Origin of the sequence: Pseudomonas sp. TWI929 (assembly GCF_039673335.1) — a bacterium.
Lineage (GTDB): Bacteria > Pseudomonadota > Gammaproteobacteria > Pseudomonadales > Pseudomonadaceae > Aquipseudomonas.
The window spans coordinates 41,285-55,843 of record NZ_JBDJLK010000001.1 but is presented as its reverse complement, the minus strand read 5'-3'; the positions used below and the strand labels follow the sequence as shown (position 1 = coordinate 55,843).

Below are 14,559 nucleotides of genomic sequence, written 5' to 3'. Positions count from 1 at the left end.
CGCAACCTGCTATATCCAGCCTGCGAATTTGATCGAGTGGTCAGGCCGCGCGCGCTGACAGCTGCCCGCGCCGGACCCTCTAAACGGCCAGCAGGCCACGGATTTCAGGGGCCGCAGGATGTCGCTAGCGGAGCAGATCGAACAACAACAGGACGATGCAGGCTGGAGCGCCCACCTGCAGTTGCGCTTTGTCAGGCGCGATGATGTGACCCGCCTTGGTGCGTGGCGGCATTTCGGACCTCTTTTGGTGCAGCGGCCTTTCTACCCGGAAGGTGCAGCGTGCCACGTCTACGTGCTGCACCCACCGGGTGGCATCGTCGCTGGCGACCGGCTGGAGCTGGACATCCACCTGGAAACGGGCAGCCATGCGCTGCTGACCATGCCCGGCGCCAGCAAGTTCTACCGCAGCATCGGCCCGACGGCGAGGCTGGCCCAGCGCTTTCATCTGGCCGCCGGCAGCACTCTGGAATGGCTGCCACAAGACAGCATTTTCTTTTCCGGCGCCCGCGCCAGCCTCGACAGCCGCTTCACCCTCGAACCGGGCGCCCGCCTGCTGGCCTGGGAAACCCTGTGCCTGGGGCGCCCGGTGATGAACGAGCGTTTCGACCAGGGCGCCCTTGACAGCCGTTTGCACATTGAACTGCCCAACGAAACCGGCCTGCATGAACGCCTGCGTATCGAAGGCGGGCAACTGGGCAAGCTGGGCGGGCACCCGTTGCTTGCCACCTTTTGCGCCGCACCTGCCGACCAGGCCGTGCTGGAGCAGGTTCGCCCGCTGCTCGATGAGCTGGGCAATCCAGCCGGCGCAACCCTGCTTGGGTCGTTGCTGGTGATCCGCCTGCTCGACCATGACAACCAACACCTGCAACACACCCTGCAACGCCTGTGGCATGTGCTGCGCCCGGCCGTCCTCGGCCTGCCAGCCTGCCCGCCGCGTATCTGGGCCACCTGAGAGAGCGCCATGGAGCTGACCCCGAGAGAGAAAGACAAATTGCTGCTGTTCACCGCCGCGCTGCTGGCCGAACGGCGCCTGGCCCGTGGCCTGAAGCTCAACTACCCGGAAGCCGTGGCGCTGATCAGTGCCGCCGTGCTGGAGGGGGCACGCGATGGCCGCACCGTCGCCGAGCTGATGAGCCTGGGGCGCGAGGTACTGACCCGCGAGCAGGTGATGCCCGGCATCGCCGAAATGCTCCACGACGTGCAGGTTGAAGCAACCTTCCCGGATGGCACCAAGCTGGTGACCGTGCATGACCCCATCGTCTGAAACCGCCAAGGAGTGCCGCATGATCCCAGGTGAAATCCAGGTCGCCGCTGGCGACATCGAGCTGAACAGTGGCCGTGACACGGTCAGCGTTAGCGTGGCCAACCACGGCGACCGCCCGGTGCAGGTTGGCTCGCACTACCACTTCTACGAAGTCAACGAAGCACTGGTGTTCGAGCGCGCAGCAACCCTGGGCTTTCGCCTGGACATCCCGGCCGGCACCGCCGTGCGTTTCGAACCAGGCCAGGCGCGTACCGTGCAACTGGTGGCCTACGCCGGCAAGCGCGAGGTCTATGGCTTCCAGGGCAAGGTGATGGGCGCACTGGAGGGCAGGGCATGAGCCGGATTTCCCGCCAGGCCTATGCCGACATGTTCGGCCCCACCGTGGGTGACCGCGTGCGCCTGGCCGACACTGCGCTGTGGGTAGAGGTAGAAAAGGACTTCACGATTTATGGTGAAGAGGTCAAGTTTGGCGGCGGCAAGGTCATCCGCGATGGCATGGGGCAGGGCCAGATGCTGGCCGCCGAGGCCATGGACCTGGTACTGACCAACGCCCTGATCATCGACCACTGGGGCATCGTCAAGGCTGATATCGGCATCAAGCACGGGCGCATCGCCGTGATCGGCAAGGCCGGCAACCCCGATGTGCAGCCAGGCGTCAACGTGCCGGTAGGGCCCGGCACCGAAGTGATCGCCGCCGAGGGCAAGATCGTTACCGCAGGTGGCGTCGATTCGCATATCCATTTCATCTGCCCGCAGCAGGTGGACGAGGCGCTGAACAGCGGTGTTACCACCTTCATTGGCGGCGGTACCGGGCCGGCCACCGGCACCAACGCCACCACCTGCACCCCCGGCCCCTGGTACCTGGCGCGCATGCTCCAGGCCGCCGACAGCCTGCCGATCAACATCGGTTTGCTGGGCAAGGGCAATGCTTCGCGGCCTGAAGCGTTGCGCGAGCAGATCGCGGCCGGTGCTGTCGGCCTCAAGTTGCATGAAGACTGGGGTTCTACACCCGCAGCCATTGACTGCTGCCTGGGTGTGGCCGAGGAAATGGACATCCAGGTGGCGATCCACACCGACACCCTCAACGAGTCTGGCTGCATCGAGGACACCCTGGCGGCGATTGGCGACCGCACCATCCACACATTTCACACCGAAGGTGCCGGTGGCGGCCATGCGCCGGACATCATCCGCGCGGCGGGGCAGGCCAATGTGCTGCCGTCCTCGACCAACCCGACCCTGCCGTACACGGTCAACACTGTGGACGAACACCTGGACATGCTCATGGTCTGCCACCACCTGGACCCGAGCATTGCCGAGGATGTGGCCTTCGCCGAATCACGCATCCGCCGCGAAACCATCGCCGCCGAGGACATCCTTCACGACATGGGCGCCTTTGCCATGACCTCGTCCGACTCCCAGGCCATGGGCCGGGTTGGCGAAGTGGTGCTGCGTACCTGGCAGGTCGCGCACCAGATGAAGCTGCGCCGTGGGCCGCTGGCACCGGATACCAGCTACAGCGACAACTTCCGGGTAAAGCGCTATATCGCCAAGTACACCATCAACCCGGCACTCACCCATGGCATCGGCCACGAAGTGGGCTCGGTGGAAGCCGGCAAGCTGGCCGACCTGGTGCTGTGGGCGCCGGCGTTCTTCGCGGTCAAGCCGGCCTTGGTGATCAAGGGCGGGATGATCGTCACCGCGCCCATGGGCGACATCAACGGTTCCATCCCCACGCCTCAGCCGGTGCACTACCGGCCAATGTTCGGCGCCTTGGGCGCGGCGCGGCATGCCACGCGCATGACCTTCCTGCCCCAGGCGGCAATGGACCGCGGCCTGGCCGAGGAGCTGAACCTGCGCAGCCTGATAGGTGTGGCCCACGGCTGCCGCCGGGTACGCAAGCCGGACATGGTCCACAACACCCTGCAGCCGCTGATCGAAGTCGATGCGCAGACCTACCAGGTGCGTGCCGATGGCGAATTGCTGGTCTGCGAGCCGGCCCGCGAGCTGCCGCTGGCCCAGCGTTACTTCCTGTTCTGAAGGAGCACAGATGATTGTCTTGACCCGCCGTATCACCGACCCCGGCACCCTGGCTGTCAGCGGCACCGTCACCCTGGACGTGGACAGCCGCATCAAGAGCCGCCTGCGGGTAACCCTGGACGATGGCCGCGAGGCAGGGCTGATGCTCGAGCGCGGCCACCTGCTGCGTGGGGGGGAACTGCTGGCTGATGCCGAAGGTAGCCAGTTGATTCGCGTACTGGCAGCGCCCGAAGCGGTGTCCACGGTGCGCTGCACCGACCCGCACCTGCTGGCCCGCGCAGCCTATCACCTGGGTAACCGCCATGTGCCGCTGCAGATCGAGCCTGGCCTGTTGCGCTTCCAGCACGACCATGTGCTGGACGACATGCTGCGTGGCCTGGGGCTGACGGTAGAAGCCGAACAAGCACCGTTCGAACCCGAAGCCGGTGCCTACCAGAGCGCAGCGCATGGCCACAGCCATGCCCACGGCCACGATCACCCATTTGTACGCCTGCCTGCCCATTCCTGAACTGCCCTGGAGCAACCCATGAAAAAGACTTTCGCCCTGTTTCTGCTGATGCTGGCCCTGCCGGCTTTCGCCCACCCTGGCCACGACAGCAACCCGCTGCAGGATGGCCTGCTGCACCCGCTGACTGGCCTTGATCACTTGCTGATGCTGTTGGGCACCGGCGTGCTCGCCGCGTTGACCCGGCGCAGCCTGACGCTGCCCTTGGCAACCCTGGCGGCGATGTTCGGTGGCGCAGTGTGTGGCCACCTGTTCGGTGACGTGCTGGGCATGGAAACCCTGATTGCCGCGTCGCTGCTGGTGGCTGCTGGGGCGGTGCTGTTGCCCAGCCGCCAACTGCTGTTGGCCATGGCCATGCCGGTGTTCGCCCTGTTTCACGGCTGGGCCCATGGCGTGGAGGCCACGCCAAGTGCGTTCTGGCAGTTCAGCGCCGGCTTCGTGACGGTAAGCGGCCTGTTGCTGGCGGCCGGCTTCGCGGTCGGTTGCCTGTTGCGCCGCCACAGCGGCCTGCAGAAAGCCTTTGGCGGTGGCCTGCTGGCCGGCGCCGCGCTGGTGCTGGCCGGTTGATGAACAGCGACCTGGCGTTGCTGCGCCTGCTGCAGCTGGCCAGCCCCGGCTTGCCGGTGGGTGGCTTCACCTACTCGCAAGGCCTGGAGTGGGCGGTGGAGGCGGGCTGGGTACGGGGCGTGGACGGTTTCGCTGCCTGGCAGCGTGAACAGGTCCAGGACACCTTGGCCTGCCTCGACTGGCCGGTACTGGCGCGCCTGTACCACGCCTGCCAAGCCGAGGATGCCGAAGCCTTCGGCCACTGGAGCCGCTTCTTGCTGGCCAACCGCGAAACTGCCGAGCTGCGCCTGGAAGAACAGCAACGCGGCGCAGCGTTGGCGCGGCTGCTCGACGGCTGGCAACTGGGCCAGGCGCCGGCCTGGCGCGCGAGCCTTGAACTTACCCAGTTGGGCGGCATGGCCTGGTTGGCCGCGCACTGGGCAATCCCGCTGCGCCAGCTGGCCTTGGGCCACGGCTTTGCCTGGCTGGAAGGCGCGGTGATGGCCGGGGTCAAGCTGGTGCCGTTCGGCCAGCAAGCTGCCCAGACCTTGCTGCGCGACCTGGGTGCGGACTTGCCCGCGGCCCTCGACCAGGCACTGGCCCTGGGCGATGACCAGCTCGGTGGTGGCCTGCCGCTGCTGGCCATTGCCTCATCGCGTCACGAAACCCAATACACCCGTTTATTCCGTTCCTGAGGATTGCCTGCATGCAAAGCTATCAACAACCCCTGCGCGTCGGTGTCGGCGGCCCGGTCGGCTCTGGCAAGACCGCACTGCTGGAAGCGCTGTGCAAAGCCATGCGCGATCACTACCAGATCGCCGTGGTCACCAACGACATCTACACCAAGGAAGACCAGCGCATCCTCACCGAAGCGGGCGCCCTGGAGCCTGAACGTATCGTTGGCGTGGAAACCGGCGGCTGCCCGCACACGGCAATTCGTGAGGACGCCTCGATGAACCTGGCGGCGGTCGAAGCGCTGGCGCGCAAGTTTGGCAACCTGGAAGTGATCTTCGTAGAAAGTGGCGGTGACAACCTCAGTGCCACGTTCAGCCCGGAGCTGGCCGACCTGACCATCTACGTGATCGACGTGGCCGAAGGCGAGAAAATCCCGCGCAAAGGGGGGCCGGGTATTACCAAGTCGGATTTCCTGGTAATCAACAAGACCGACCTGGCGCCTTATGTGGGGGCTTCGCTGGAAGTAATGGAGCGCGACACCCAGCGCATGCGCCCGCAGCGGCCTTGGACCTTCAGTAACCTGAAGAAGGGCGAGGGGCTGCAGGCGGTGATCGACTTCATCGTCGAGCGCGGGATGTTGGGTGTACGCGGCTGAAGGACATGCGCTCCACATTGAAAATGTTGGGGCCGCTTCGCGGCCCCATGGCAACAAACCTAGTTGTGGCAGCAATGCGGCTTTCCCGGCTGCCCTTCATAGCGGTCATGGTGCCGCACCCAGTCCATGGTCCCGCCTTCGTTGCGCCCCAGTGGCGCAATGTCGAGGAAGTTGTAGGTGTTGACCAGGATATCCAGCCCGCGGGCATAGGTTGAGTAGGTGTGGTACACGCTGCCGTCCGCTTCGCGGTAGAACGCACTCAGGCCGGGCAGTTCGCTTTCACTGCCGTCATACGGCTCATAGTTGTACTGCCGCTCACCTTCACTGCCAACACTCACGCCGAAGTCTTCGTTAAACCCGCTGCCGCTTGATGAATACCAGGGGAACTGCCAGCCCATGCGCTGGCGGAACGCCTGGAACTCGGCATAGGGCGCCCGTGACACCGCCACCAGCGACACATCGTGATGCGCCAGGTGCAGGTTGGCGCCGTCAAAGTGGTCGGCCAGGAACGAGCAACCGGGGCAGCCCTCGTTCCAGCCCTCGACGAACATGAAGTGGTAAAGCAACAGCTGGCTGCGGCCCGCGAACAGGTCGGCCAGGCTCAGCTCGCCGTCTGGCCCGTGAAAGCGATAGTCGTGTTCGACCTTGACCCAGGGCAGGGCGCGACGGGCTGCGCTTAGCGCGTCGCGGTGGTGGGTAAAGGCTTTTTCGTGCAGCCACAGTTGCCGGCGGGCCGCCAGCCACTGGCTGCGGGAAACCACCGGGTGCCTGCTTTCGCTTGTGCTCATGGTGCTGTCTCCACGCTGGGGGATTCACACACTAGTCGAGCACGCCCAGGTTGAATCGACAGGCACCGGTGGCCGGGCGATGAGTGGTACGGCACTCAGCCCGAATGGGCGATATGCCCCTCGCCCAGTTCATCTGCGGTGTCATCTTCCCCTGGCAGCGCGGTGATCACACTGAAGTCACTGACCTCTACCTTGCCTCCGCCATAGCCCAGCAAATGGAAGGAAAACGCCTTGCGCTCGGTCGGGTTGTCAAAGCTGAATTCCATTTCCAGTGGCTCGTCTGCTGTGACTTTCACCTCTGCAGGCAGGCCCAGCGGCACATCCTGCTCCAGCTGCTTGGCCTTGAGCTGGATATAGGCCGCGCGCTTGGGGTCTAGCGAGCGAACCTTGACCCGCACGCGGGTATGCGAGCCCTCGGGCATTTCCAGGTACTGGGCGCCGATCAGGTTGTCGGCCCAGTCATCATGAATGCGCTTGCGCAGTTTGATCGGCGAAGGGCCGCCGAACTGGTAGCGCAGGTTGAGCGGGGTTTGCATCAGGGACTGATCGAGTACCCCGGCCAGGGCGCCGATCTGCTGGCCAAGCAAGCTGTCGCCCGGGCCAAGGTAGCGGGCCTGGTCGGCGATGAAGCCCTCACTGGCGTAACGCCGGCAGCGCTGCTGGAAGTCGCATTCGGTGAACACGCCCTGGCCGTTGTGGTAGCGCAGCATGCCGTTGGTATAGGAGATCATCTCGCGGCCGGTGTCGTAGTCGCGGTACAACGAGCGACCACCCAGCGCCACCGGAATGGGCAGGGCAAAGTAGTCGAGCAGGGAGGTGGCCAGGTCGATATGGCCGTAGGTACCACGCTTGATGTGCGGCAGCTGTGCCTGCTCTGGCGCCAGGGTGAGGTTGAAGCCCCAGGACGAGGCCAGGCGCACGCCATCGATGCCGTGCGACTCGTCAGAGGTCACCACCACCAAGGTGTCCTTGAGCACGCCCTGGCGCTCAAGGTTATCGAGAAACGCCCCGAGTGCGTCGTCCAGGTAGGCGACCGCTGCCTGTTTCGGCGTGTCGTAGCGCTCAAGGTATTCGGCCGGTGCTGAATACGGCTGGTGGGTACCTACCGTCAGCAGGGTCAGCATCCAGGGTTTGTCCTGTTTCTGCAGCTGGCCGACGTAGTCCAGGGCACCTTCGAAGAAGGCCCGGTCGTCCTTGCCCCACGGGAAGTCCAGGTAGTTCTTGTTGCGGAACCATTCCAGGCCGTGCACCGCGTCGAAGCCGATGTGCGGCATGATGCGGTCCTTGGCCATGAAACGCAGGCCGGCGCCCTGCAGGTAGTGGGTAGTGAAGCCGGCTTGGCGCAACTGTGCCGGCAGGCAGGCCTGGTTGCGTTCGTTCTGGGTCAGCAGTTCCACGCCCTTGGGCGTGCCGTTGGCCAGCTTGTCGTAGTCACCGCACAGCATTGCGTACAGGCCGCGGATGGTCTGGTGGGTGTGCAGCACGTAGTCCGGGGTGTTCATGCCGCGCTCGGCCCACTGGCTAAGCTTGGGCATCAGGTCTTCGTCGAAGCGGCTGTGCAGGGCCCGGCGGTTGGGCCGCAGGTAGGCGCCGGGGATACCTTCTACAGTAATGACCAGCAGGTTGCGGGCGCTGCCTGGGCCCGCGAGCAGGCGCTGGCCGTGCAGGTCGGATTGGGTCAGGCCACTGCTGGGCAGTGGGGTGAAGGGTTGCGTTTGGCCCATCCAGCCTTCGACCCGGCGCTGCAGGCTGCTGGCCCCGGCAGTCATCAGTTGGTGGGTAAGGTTGTATTGCCGCCACTGGTCGGCGTCGGAAGGTGCCAGTTGCTGGCTGCCCCAATGGGCGCCAAACAGCAGCAGTGGAATGGCCCAGGCCTTGCGCGGCAGCGGCTGGCCGCGGTGCGCGCGGCTGCGCCAGGCGCTCGCCATCCAGGCCAGCAGGGCCGCCCCCAGCGCCCAGGGTAGCCAGGCATGGGCCAAGCCGCCGCCGGTGGAGTTCTCCATGAATTGCGGGTCGACCAGGTACGCCAGGTCGGCGCTGGTCGGCAAGCGCCCCACCGCGCTCACCAGTTCGGCCGAGGCCACCCAGAGGGCCGCCCAGGCCAGCAGCACGGGCAGGGCCAGCCACCACGGCCGGCGGTGCAGCAGCAAGACCAGCAAGCTGCCGAGGGCGAGGTCGGACAGATAGCCGAACGGGTTGGACCAGCCCAGCATGGCGCGCGTACCCAGTGGGATCACCAGTACCAAGGCCGCCAAGGCGACAAGCCGGGTACGTGAGTGGTCTGACAGGTTCTTCACAAAAACTTCCCTTTTGCCATTAAATCGTCATGCGTCTGTGCTTGATGATATCAGGCCGGGGCAGGGAAAGCGGTCGGCTACAAGGCTGGTAACCAAAAGCCGGGCCCGCTTGCGCAGGCCTGGCCGATGGCAAGTATCAGAAGTAGTAGGGGAATTTCAGGCTGAAGGAGAAGTCTGGCGCGTCGTCGGTCAGACCAATGGACAGGTTGGGGACGATGGTCAGGTTGTTGGTGGCGGCGAAGGTCAAGCCGATGTTGAAGTTGGCCGCGTTGTAGTCACTGTTGGAGATTGATTGCCACTCGCCGCCATCGGGTTTGATCTTGCTCTTGCTGGCAAACTGGTCGGAGACCGAGAACGACATACTCATCTTCTCGTTCAGGGCAAAGGCGATACCGCCGCCGATCTGCCAGGAGTCGCCCAGCTTCACGTCACCCGGCACTTTGCTGTTGACCTGTGGGCTGATGTCGCTGAACGAGTCCTCCATGTTGTAGGTGTAGGACAGGCTGCCGAACAGCACGGCGGGGTCGAAGGTCTTGACCAGCGAGATGCCGGGCGTGATCGACCAGACGCCGTTACCGGTCGGCAGGCTTTCTGGCACCGACAGGTTGTCGTTGCCCGCGACCTGGCGCAGCTTGATGCCATAAGGGTCTTTGCCTGTGGGTGCCTTGATCCGCAAGGTGGCGACGGCATCTGGCCAGGTTTCGGACTCATCGAGGAACTTGTACGCAACCCCAACGTTGACATCGCCGATCTCCGGGTCGCGGGTTACGCTGGCATCGGAAGTACTCGCCCCGGCGCCGCCTGCACCACCGGAAGAGTAGGTGGATTCGCGATACACCACCGGGACGTTGATGTCGAACTGCCAGCGTTGCGCCATGTTGTAGCGGGCAGTCATGTCCAGGGTCCAGTTGTCTGCCTTGACCCGGTCCAGGTTGATACTGCCGAGGAAGATCGAGTCCAGCGCCAGGAAGCCGTTGAGCACCAGTGCCCGGGTATCGTAGTGGGTATAGGTGAGGCCCGTTTCGAAGCTGAACTTGCCGCCGCCGAAGAAACCGCTGGCTTCGTCATAGAGGTTGGAAACGCTTTGCGCAGGCTCCGAGTCGGCTGTCAGCGCCTGGCCATAGGAACTACCAGTGGTGCCTGGCGCGCCAGACGCGACTGTCTGTGCGCCCTTGACACCTTCGGCGGGGGACTTGACCAACCGTTTGGGCTGCGGCGCTGCAGGGGCTTCCTCTACCTGACGCACGCGCTGCTCCAGCACCATCAGCGCTTGCTGCTGGGCTTCATAGCGACGTTTCAGTTCGATCAGTTCCTGCTTGAGGGCCTCGACCTGAGGGTCAGCAGCTGCGTAGATCAATGTGGCCGGGGCCAGGGTTGTCAAGCACACAAAAGCTTTGAGCGTTAAAGATCGGTGCATGGAGTTGCCGTCCCTTCCAACTACTTTTGATGAGACTGAGCGTAGATCAGTATCCGAAGGTACGAAGACCTTTGAGCTGGTCCAGGCTACCGTTCAGCGAAGCGGCTGTTGGTACGCTTTCGCGCATGACCACATTGAGCGAAGTAACGTTGTTGACGCGGTTGCCGTTGCCGAGCAGCGTGGAGTTCTGCATCAGCCCGCCTTGCGCCAGGCGCTGTACGCTGCTGCCTTGGTTATTGCTGGCATTGATATTGAATTGCACGCCCACGCCGCTGGCGGATACGCTGAGCGCGCCTGCGCCGTTTTCACCAACCAGCGTCTGCCCGGCGGCCAGCGCCTGGCCTTGCGGCTGCACGGCGGGCGCCTGGTTGCCCTTGGTCACGTTGATGTCGACGTTGTTGTAAGCCGCATTATTGTCGCCAGCGGCGCGCACCACCTGGGTGACACCTTCGGTGGTGTTGAGGCCGCTGCCGCCCGTCACGGTGCCCGTGCCAGCTGCAGCTGGGGTGCCTGAGGCGCTCCCCGTGCCTTTTTCGTCAATCATCGAGACATAGAATTGAGGCTTGATGGTCGACTGTTGCACCTGCAGGGTGCTTGTCGCGCCAATCACGTCCCCCTTGGCATTCTGCCAGGTGCTGGACATGACTATGCCGAAACTCACGATACGCCCCGGCATGACGTAGCGACCACGCAAGCTCGCCAATTCCTGATCCTTCAGTTCAATGGGTTTGAATGTTTCTGCGTGGATTGGCAGGCTGGCTGCCAGGCAAGCCACTGCGAGCCAGAGTGGATTCTTCATGGGATGCTCCCGGAGCGTCATGCTCCTTATCGTTAGAAGAGTCGTAGTCGTTAGAAGAAGTCGCTTTTGATAAAGCCGAAGTCCAACAGCTCTGTGTCCTTGACGGGCGTGAAATTGTTCACGCGGCCTTTGGCGGTCAATGGCAGAGGCGGGTCGAGCAGAACATTGCTTTTGTCGTAACCCTGGCCGATGACGGCGAAAATGATGCCATTCCAGCCCTTCAGGAAGTCGTCCACCTTGTAGCGCTTGTGGCCCAGCACCGGGTCCCCTACGTATACCCAGCCCTTGTCTACTTTTTGCATGACCACGAAATGCTTGTAGCCGCGAACGTCCATCAGCACCACGACCGGAATGCGCACGTCATGCAGGGTGTCGGGCGCTACCCGGTAACCGCGGGCACGCATGCCCAGGCTTTCCACATAGCGCTTCATGTCGAGCATCGAGAAGCCTTGGGTGCGCACCAGGTCTTGGTCGGCGTGTGCCAGCATGCCTTCGATGATCTGTTGTTCGTCCACGTCCAGCCAGTAGGCCTGGCGCAGGATGGTTGCCAGCGCGGCGGCGCCGCAGCTGAAGTCTGTTTTCTGTTGCACCAGGTCGGCGAACTTGCGCTCCCGTATGCTCTGGATAGGTTTGAACACGACAGCGCCGCCCGGCAGGACGGACAGCGGCATTTGTGCAGCTTCGCTCACGCTGGCCAGGCACAGCAAAAACGCCAAGGCGAAAATGCGCATGATCGGATGCCTTCTGGTTCAGTTGAAGAAAGGCCCCCCGAAGGGGGCCTCAAGCGCAGCGTTTAGAACGAGGTGTTGGAAATGGCCAGCGAGTTGCTTTGCTGGTTGCCGACACCGGCTGCCACGTTCACGCCCAGGTTGCCGCTGCCACCATTCACCGAACCGCTCAGGGTTGCAGTGTTGGTCACAGGGTTGGCCCAGCCGGTTGGGGTCAGCACTTGGAAGGACACGGTGTTGCTCAGCTCGTAGGCGTCGCTTTCGCTGTAGCTCTTAGCCACGTCGTTCGAGGATTGCTTGGCTTTCTCACCCGATTTCTCGAATGCCGACTCCGATGCATTGGCATAGGACGAATCGTGAGCCTTCTCATACGAAGAGTCGCGAGACTTCTCGTAGGAAGATTCGCGAGTCTTGTCGTACGAAGAGTCGCGAGAGCGGTCGTAGGAAGACTCTTTCGACTTGTCGAACGACGAGTCGAACGCTTTTTCGAACGACGAGTCGTACGAGCTATCGTGCGATTTGTCGATCGACGCATTGAGCGATGCGTTCAGCGAGGCATCGAAGCTGTCAGTACGAGTACGTTCGCGACGGCCGTCATCGGTGGTGTGAGTACGGGTAGCATCGGCAGCGGCTGCCAGGGTGGCGTTCAGGCTGGCACTGCTGGACGAGCTGGCAGTGTTGCTGGCAGAACCACTGGCATTCCAGCTGTTCGAGCCGCTGGCGCTGGCGCTATTCGAGCCACTGGCATTGGAGCTGTTCGAGCCGCTGGCGCTGGAGCTCTTGGAGCCGCTGGCGTTCATGCTGCTAGAGCCACTGGAGTTCCAGGAGCTGGAGCCGCTGTTGCTGGCGCTTTGCGAGCCGGCCACGCTGAAGCTCGAAGACGAGCTGCGGTCATCGCTGGAGTTGAAGGTGCCTTCACGCGAGCTCGAACCGCTTTTGGTGGTAGTGAACGTCAGCGTGTCCACACGATAGGTGCGGTCGGCGTTGTTGTTCACAGTCAGGCCAGGGCCGTTCTGGTCGGCAGAGGCGGTGGCGGTTGCGTTACCCAGTGGCGCGCCAGTGTTGGCAATGGCCATGGTGTTTTTCTGCTGGTTCAGGTCGCCGCCAGCGATGTTGACACCAACGTTGCCTTCTGCGCCATCGGCCGAGCCGCTCATTACAGCCGAAGACTGGGTGGACCAGTTGTCGACCCGGTTGTTGTTGCTGTACTGGCGAACTTCGGCAGTGGCTTCGGCAGAACCGAACACGAAGCTGTTATCCAGGCTCGACTCGGAGGACGCGTTGGCGATAGCTGCAGCGTTGTCCTGCTGGTTACCGTTACCGGCTGCCACGTTGACCCCAACGTTGCCGCTAGCTCCAGTGGCCGATTCGCTCATCTCGGCCTCGTTGATGGTCCCTGCGTTGAAGATGTTGTTACCGGTGCTGCGCTGGCTGTCCATGGCGTTGGCAGTGGCATACACAGGGATCTTGGTTGGAGGAGGCGTGTGTTGGCCGTTATGGTGGCCATTGTGGTGCCCGCCACGCCGGTCGCTCTGATCAGCAGCTTGTACAGCAACAGCCATGACCGCAGCAATTGCGAAAACCAGAGGCTTGATTGCCATCGAGGGTTTCATGGTGATTCTCCGTACTCTATTTAGGTTAAGTGTTGTTCTTAACTGAAAGGGTCAATCCGCGACCCGTATGCTCAAGGTGTTGGCCATGCGGTTTCCCACCCCGGCACTCTGGTTCAACTGAACCACCCCACGGCTACCGGTGAAGGCCTGGTCACTGGTAGTGACCTGGCGATGGCCAGTTGTGGTGTCAGTTGGGCCGGAGCTGTTGAGCAGCGCCACGTTCTGTTGCATGAGGACGCTGTCGTCGATGCTTTGCGGTTGTGCACCAATGCTGATACTTAGTGCGTTGGCTTGCTGGGTATTGGCGCCGGCGCTCTGGTTGACCCCCAGTGCGCCGCTGCCGTTGCTGAAGGCGTTGCCCTGGATGGTCGAGCGGGCGTCCATCCTGGGGTCGGCGGGCGTGTTCAGGCGTTGCCGTATCTGGGTACTGGCGTTCGCTTCTGGCCCGACCGCGATGGCTCGCGCATTGGCCTGTTGCTGCTGGTCGCCAGCGGCCTGGTTGACGGAGAAGTTGCCTTGGTAGCGGGCGCCGGAGCTGTCGATGTCGGCGTTGTTGATGACGGGAACCAGGGATTGCGCAAAGGCCGGAGCACTGCAAAGGGCGGCCAGAATCAGCAGCGTGTGCTTCATCTCACTTGCCTCCGCCGGTCAGAATCTGCAACGGCGCGAGGCCGCGTTGCACGCTCGAGTTGACCATGTTCGAGATGCCATTGCCCGACCCCGTTCCGCGACCACCCGACAGGTTGGGCAATTGCGACTGGTTGCCAAGGTTGCCGCCCAGGTTGTTGGTCTGCTGGGTGATCATGTTGCTGATACCAGCGCCACTGCTGATGGTGGCGAAGTCACCGTCACTCAGCTCGTTGGTTTGTTTGAGCACATGGGCAGAAGGGTTGGCGTTGACCGTGGTGGGGTTCGGGTCAGGGATCAGGGGCGGTACTGTCGCGTTGCGCGTCTGTACATCGCGGGTGATGATGATGATCCCCTTGTCCGCCTGGGCTGTCAGGCTCAGCGATGCCAGTACACAACCCGCTAGCAGCAGGTGATAAAGGCCTTTGTCAGTTTTCCTCACGACGGCAATTCCTTCTTTGTGCGCTGGCCCTGTTCAGCGATGCCAGGAAGAGAGCAGAAGGTGTGCCGCTTTTGAGAATGACTTTCAGATCAATCAGTTAAGGCAGATGGATGACAAACTGCGACGGATTCTGTCTCAGCGGTGAAACAGGCAGCCGCGAGCTTTA

General features: G+C 63.1%; 16 protein-coding genes. 8 read left to right on the top strand and 8 right to left on the bottom strand.

Annotated elements, in window-relative coordinates; genetic code table 11:
- The first annotated feature begins 118 nt into the window (after positions 1 to 118).
- The 8 genes from ABE456_RS00300 to ureG are packed head-to-tail and all read left to right on the top strand — an operon-like array spanning position 119 to position 5,682.
- Positions 119 to 952, top strand: a complete 834-nt coding sequence (locus tag ABE456_RS00300; RefSeq protein ID WP_346642180.1) for an urease accessory protein UreD — start codon at positions 119 to 121, stop codon at positions 950 to 952.
- A gap of 9 nt (positions 953 to 961) precedes the next feature.
- Positions 962 to 1,264 (top strand): urease subunit gamma, encoded by a 303-nt coding sequence (locus ABE456_RS00295; protein WP_003253929.1) that lies wholly within the window; start codon positions 962 to 964, stop codon positions 1,262 to 1,264.
- A gap of 19 nt (positions 1,265 to 1,283) precedes the next feature.
- On the top strand, positions 1,284 to 1,601 hold the full coding sequence (locus ABE456_RS00290; RefSeq protein WP_346642377.1) for an urease subunit beta: 318 nt from the start codon (positions 1,284 to 1,286) through the stop codon (positions 1,599 to 1,601).
- Positions 1,598 to 3,301 carry an urease subunit alpha gene (gene ureC / locus ABE456_RS00285; protein WP_346642179.1) on the top strand — a complete coding sequence of 568 codons (1,704 nt, stop codon included), beginning with the start codon at positions 1,598 to 1,600 and terminating at the stop codon, positions 3,299 to 3,301. The genes ABE456_RS00290 and ureC overlap by 4 nt, the downstream gene beginning before the upstream one ends.
- Positions 3,302 to 3,311: 10 nt before the next feature.
- Positions 3,312 to 3,809: an urease accessory protein UreE gene (gene ureE, locus ABE456_RS00280; protein WP_346642178.1), complete on the top strand. Its 498-nt coding sequence runs from the start codon at positions 3,312 to 3,314 to the stop codon at positions 3,807 to 3,809.
- A gap of 18 nt (positions 3,810 to 3,827) precedes the next feature.
- Positions 3,828 to 4,373 carry a HupE/UreJ family protein gene (locus tag ABE456_RS00275; protein ID WP_346642177.1) on the top strand — a complete coding sequence of 182 codons (546 nt, stop codon included), beginning with the start codon at positions 3,828 to 3,830 and terminating at the stop codon, positions 4,371 to 4,373.
- Positions 4,373 to 5,047, top strand: a complete 675-nt coding sequence (locus tag ABE456_RS00270) for an urease accessory protein UreF (protein ID WP_346642176.1) — start codon at positions 4,373 to 4,375, stop codon at positions 5,045 to 5,047. Before ABE456_RS00275 ends, ABE456_RS00270 begins: the two co-directional genes overlap by 1 nt.
- Positions 5,048 to 5,058: 11 nt before the next feature.
- Positions 5,059 to 5,682, top strand: coding sequence for an urease accessory protein UreG (gene ureG, locus ABE456_RS00265; RefSeq protein ID WP_010953755.1), 624 nt, complete (start codon positions 5,059 to 5,061; stop codon positions 5,680 to 5,682).
- Positions 5,683 to 5,741: 59 nt separating this feature from the next.
- On the opposite strand, the gene ABE456_RS00260 is transcribed toward ureG, so the two are convergent.
- The 8 genes from ABE456_RS00260 to ABE456_RS00225 all read right to left on the bottom strand — a co-directional run bounded on the left by ABE456_RS00260 (position 5,742) and on the right by ABE456_RS00225 (position 14,393).
- Positions 5,742 to 6,470 (bottom strand): thioredoxin family protein, encoded by a 729-nt coding sequence (locus ABE456_RS00260; RefSeq protein ID WP_346642175.1) that lies wholly within the window; start codon positions 6,468 to 6,470, stop codon positions 5,742 to 5,744.
- A 95-nt stretch (positions 6,471 to 6,565) separates the two neighbouring features.
- Positions 6,566 to 8,767 carry an LTA synthase family protein gene (locus tag ABE456_RS00255; RefSeq protein ID WP_346642174.1) on the bottom strand — a complete coding sequence of 734 codons (2,202 nt, stop codon included), beginning with the start codon at positions 8,765 to 8,767 and terminating at the stop codon, positions 6,566 to 6,568.
- Positions 8,768 to 8,903: 136 nt separating this feature from the next.
- Positions 8,904 to 10,184: a hypothetical protein gene (locus tag ABE456_RS00250; protein ID WP_346642173.1), complete on the bottom strand. Its 1,281-nt coding sequence runs from the start codon at positions 10,182 to 10,184 to the stop codon at positions 8,904 to 8,906.
- A gap of 46 nt (positions 10,185 to 10,230) precedes the next feature.
- Positions 10,231 to 10,983 (bottom strand): hypothetical protein, encoded by a 753-nt coding sequence (locus ABE456_RS00245; RefSeq protein WP_346642376.1) that lies wholly within the window; start codon positions 10,981 to 10,983, stop codon positions 10,231 to 10,233.
- A gap of 50 nt (positions 10,984 to 11,033) precedes the next feature.
- Positions 11,034 to 11,714 (bottom strand): C39 family peptidase, encoded by a 681-nt coding sequence (locus tag ABE456_RS00240; protein ID WP_346642172.1) that lies wholly within the window; start codon positions 11,712 to 11,714, stop codon positions 11,034 to 11,036.
- Positions 11,715 to 11,776: 62 nt separating this feature from the next.
- Positions 11,777 to 13,324 (bottom strand): heme utilization protein, encoded by a 1,548-nt coding sequence (locus ABE456_RS00235; protein ID WP_346642171.1) that lies wholly within the window; start codon positions 13,322 to 13,324, stop codon positions 11,777 to 11,779.
- A gap of 51 nt (positions 13,325 to 13,375) precedes the next feature.
- The gene (locus ABE456_RS00230; protein WP_346642170.1) at positions 13,376 to 13,954 is read right to left on the bottom strand and encodes an adhesin; all 579 of its coding nucleotides are present in this window, start codon (positions 13,952 to 13,954) and stop codon (positions 13,376 to 13,378) included.
- A gap of 1 nt (position 13,955) precedes the next feature.
- The gene (locus tag ABE456_RS00225) at positions 13,956 to 14,393 is read right to left on the bottom strand and encodes a hypothetical protein (RefSeq protein ID WP_346642169.1); all 438 of its coding nucleotides are present in this window, start codon (positions 14,391 to 14,393) and stop codon (positions 13,956 to 13,958) included.
- Positions 14,394 to 14,559 lie beyond the last annotated feature (166 nt).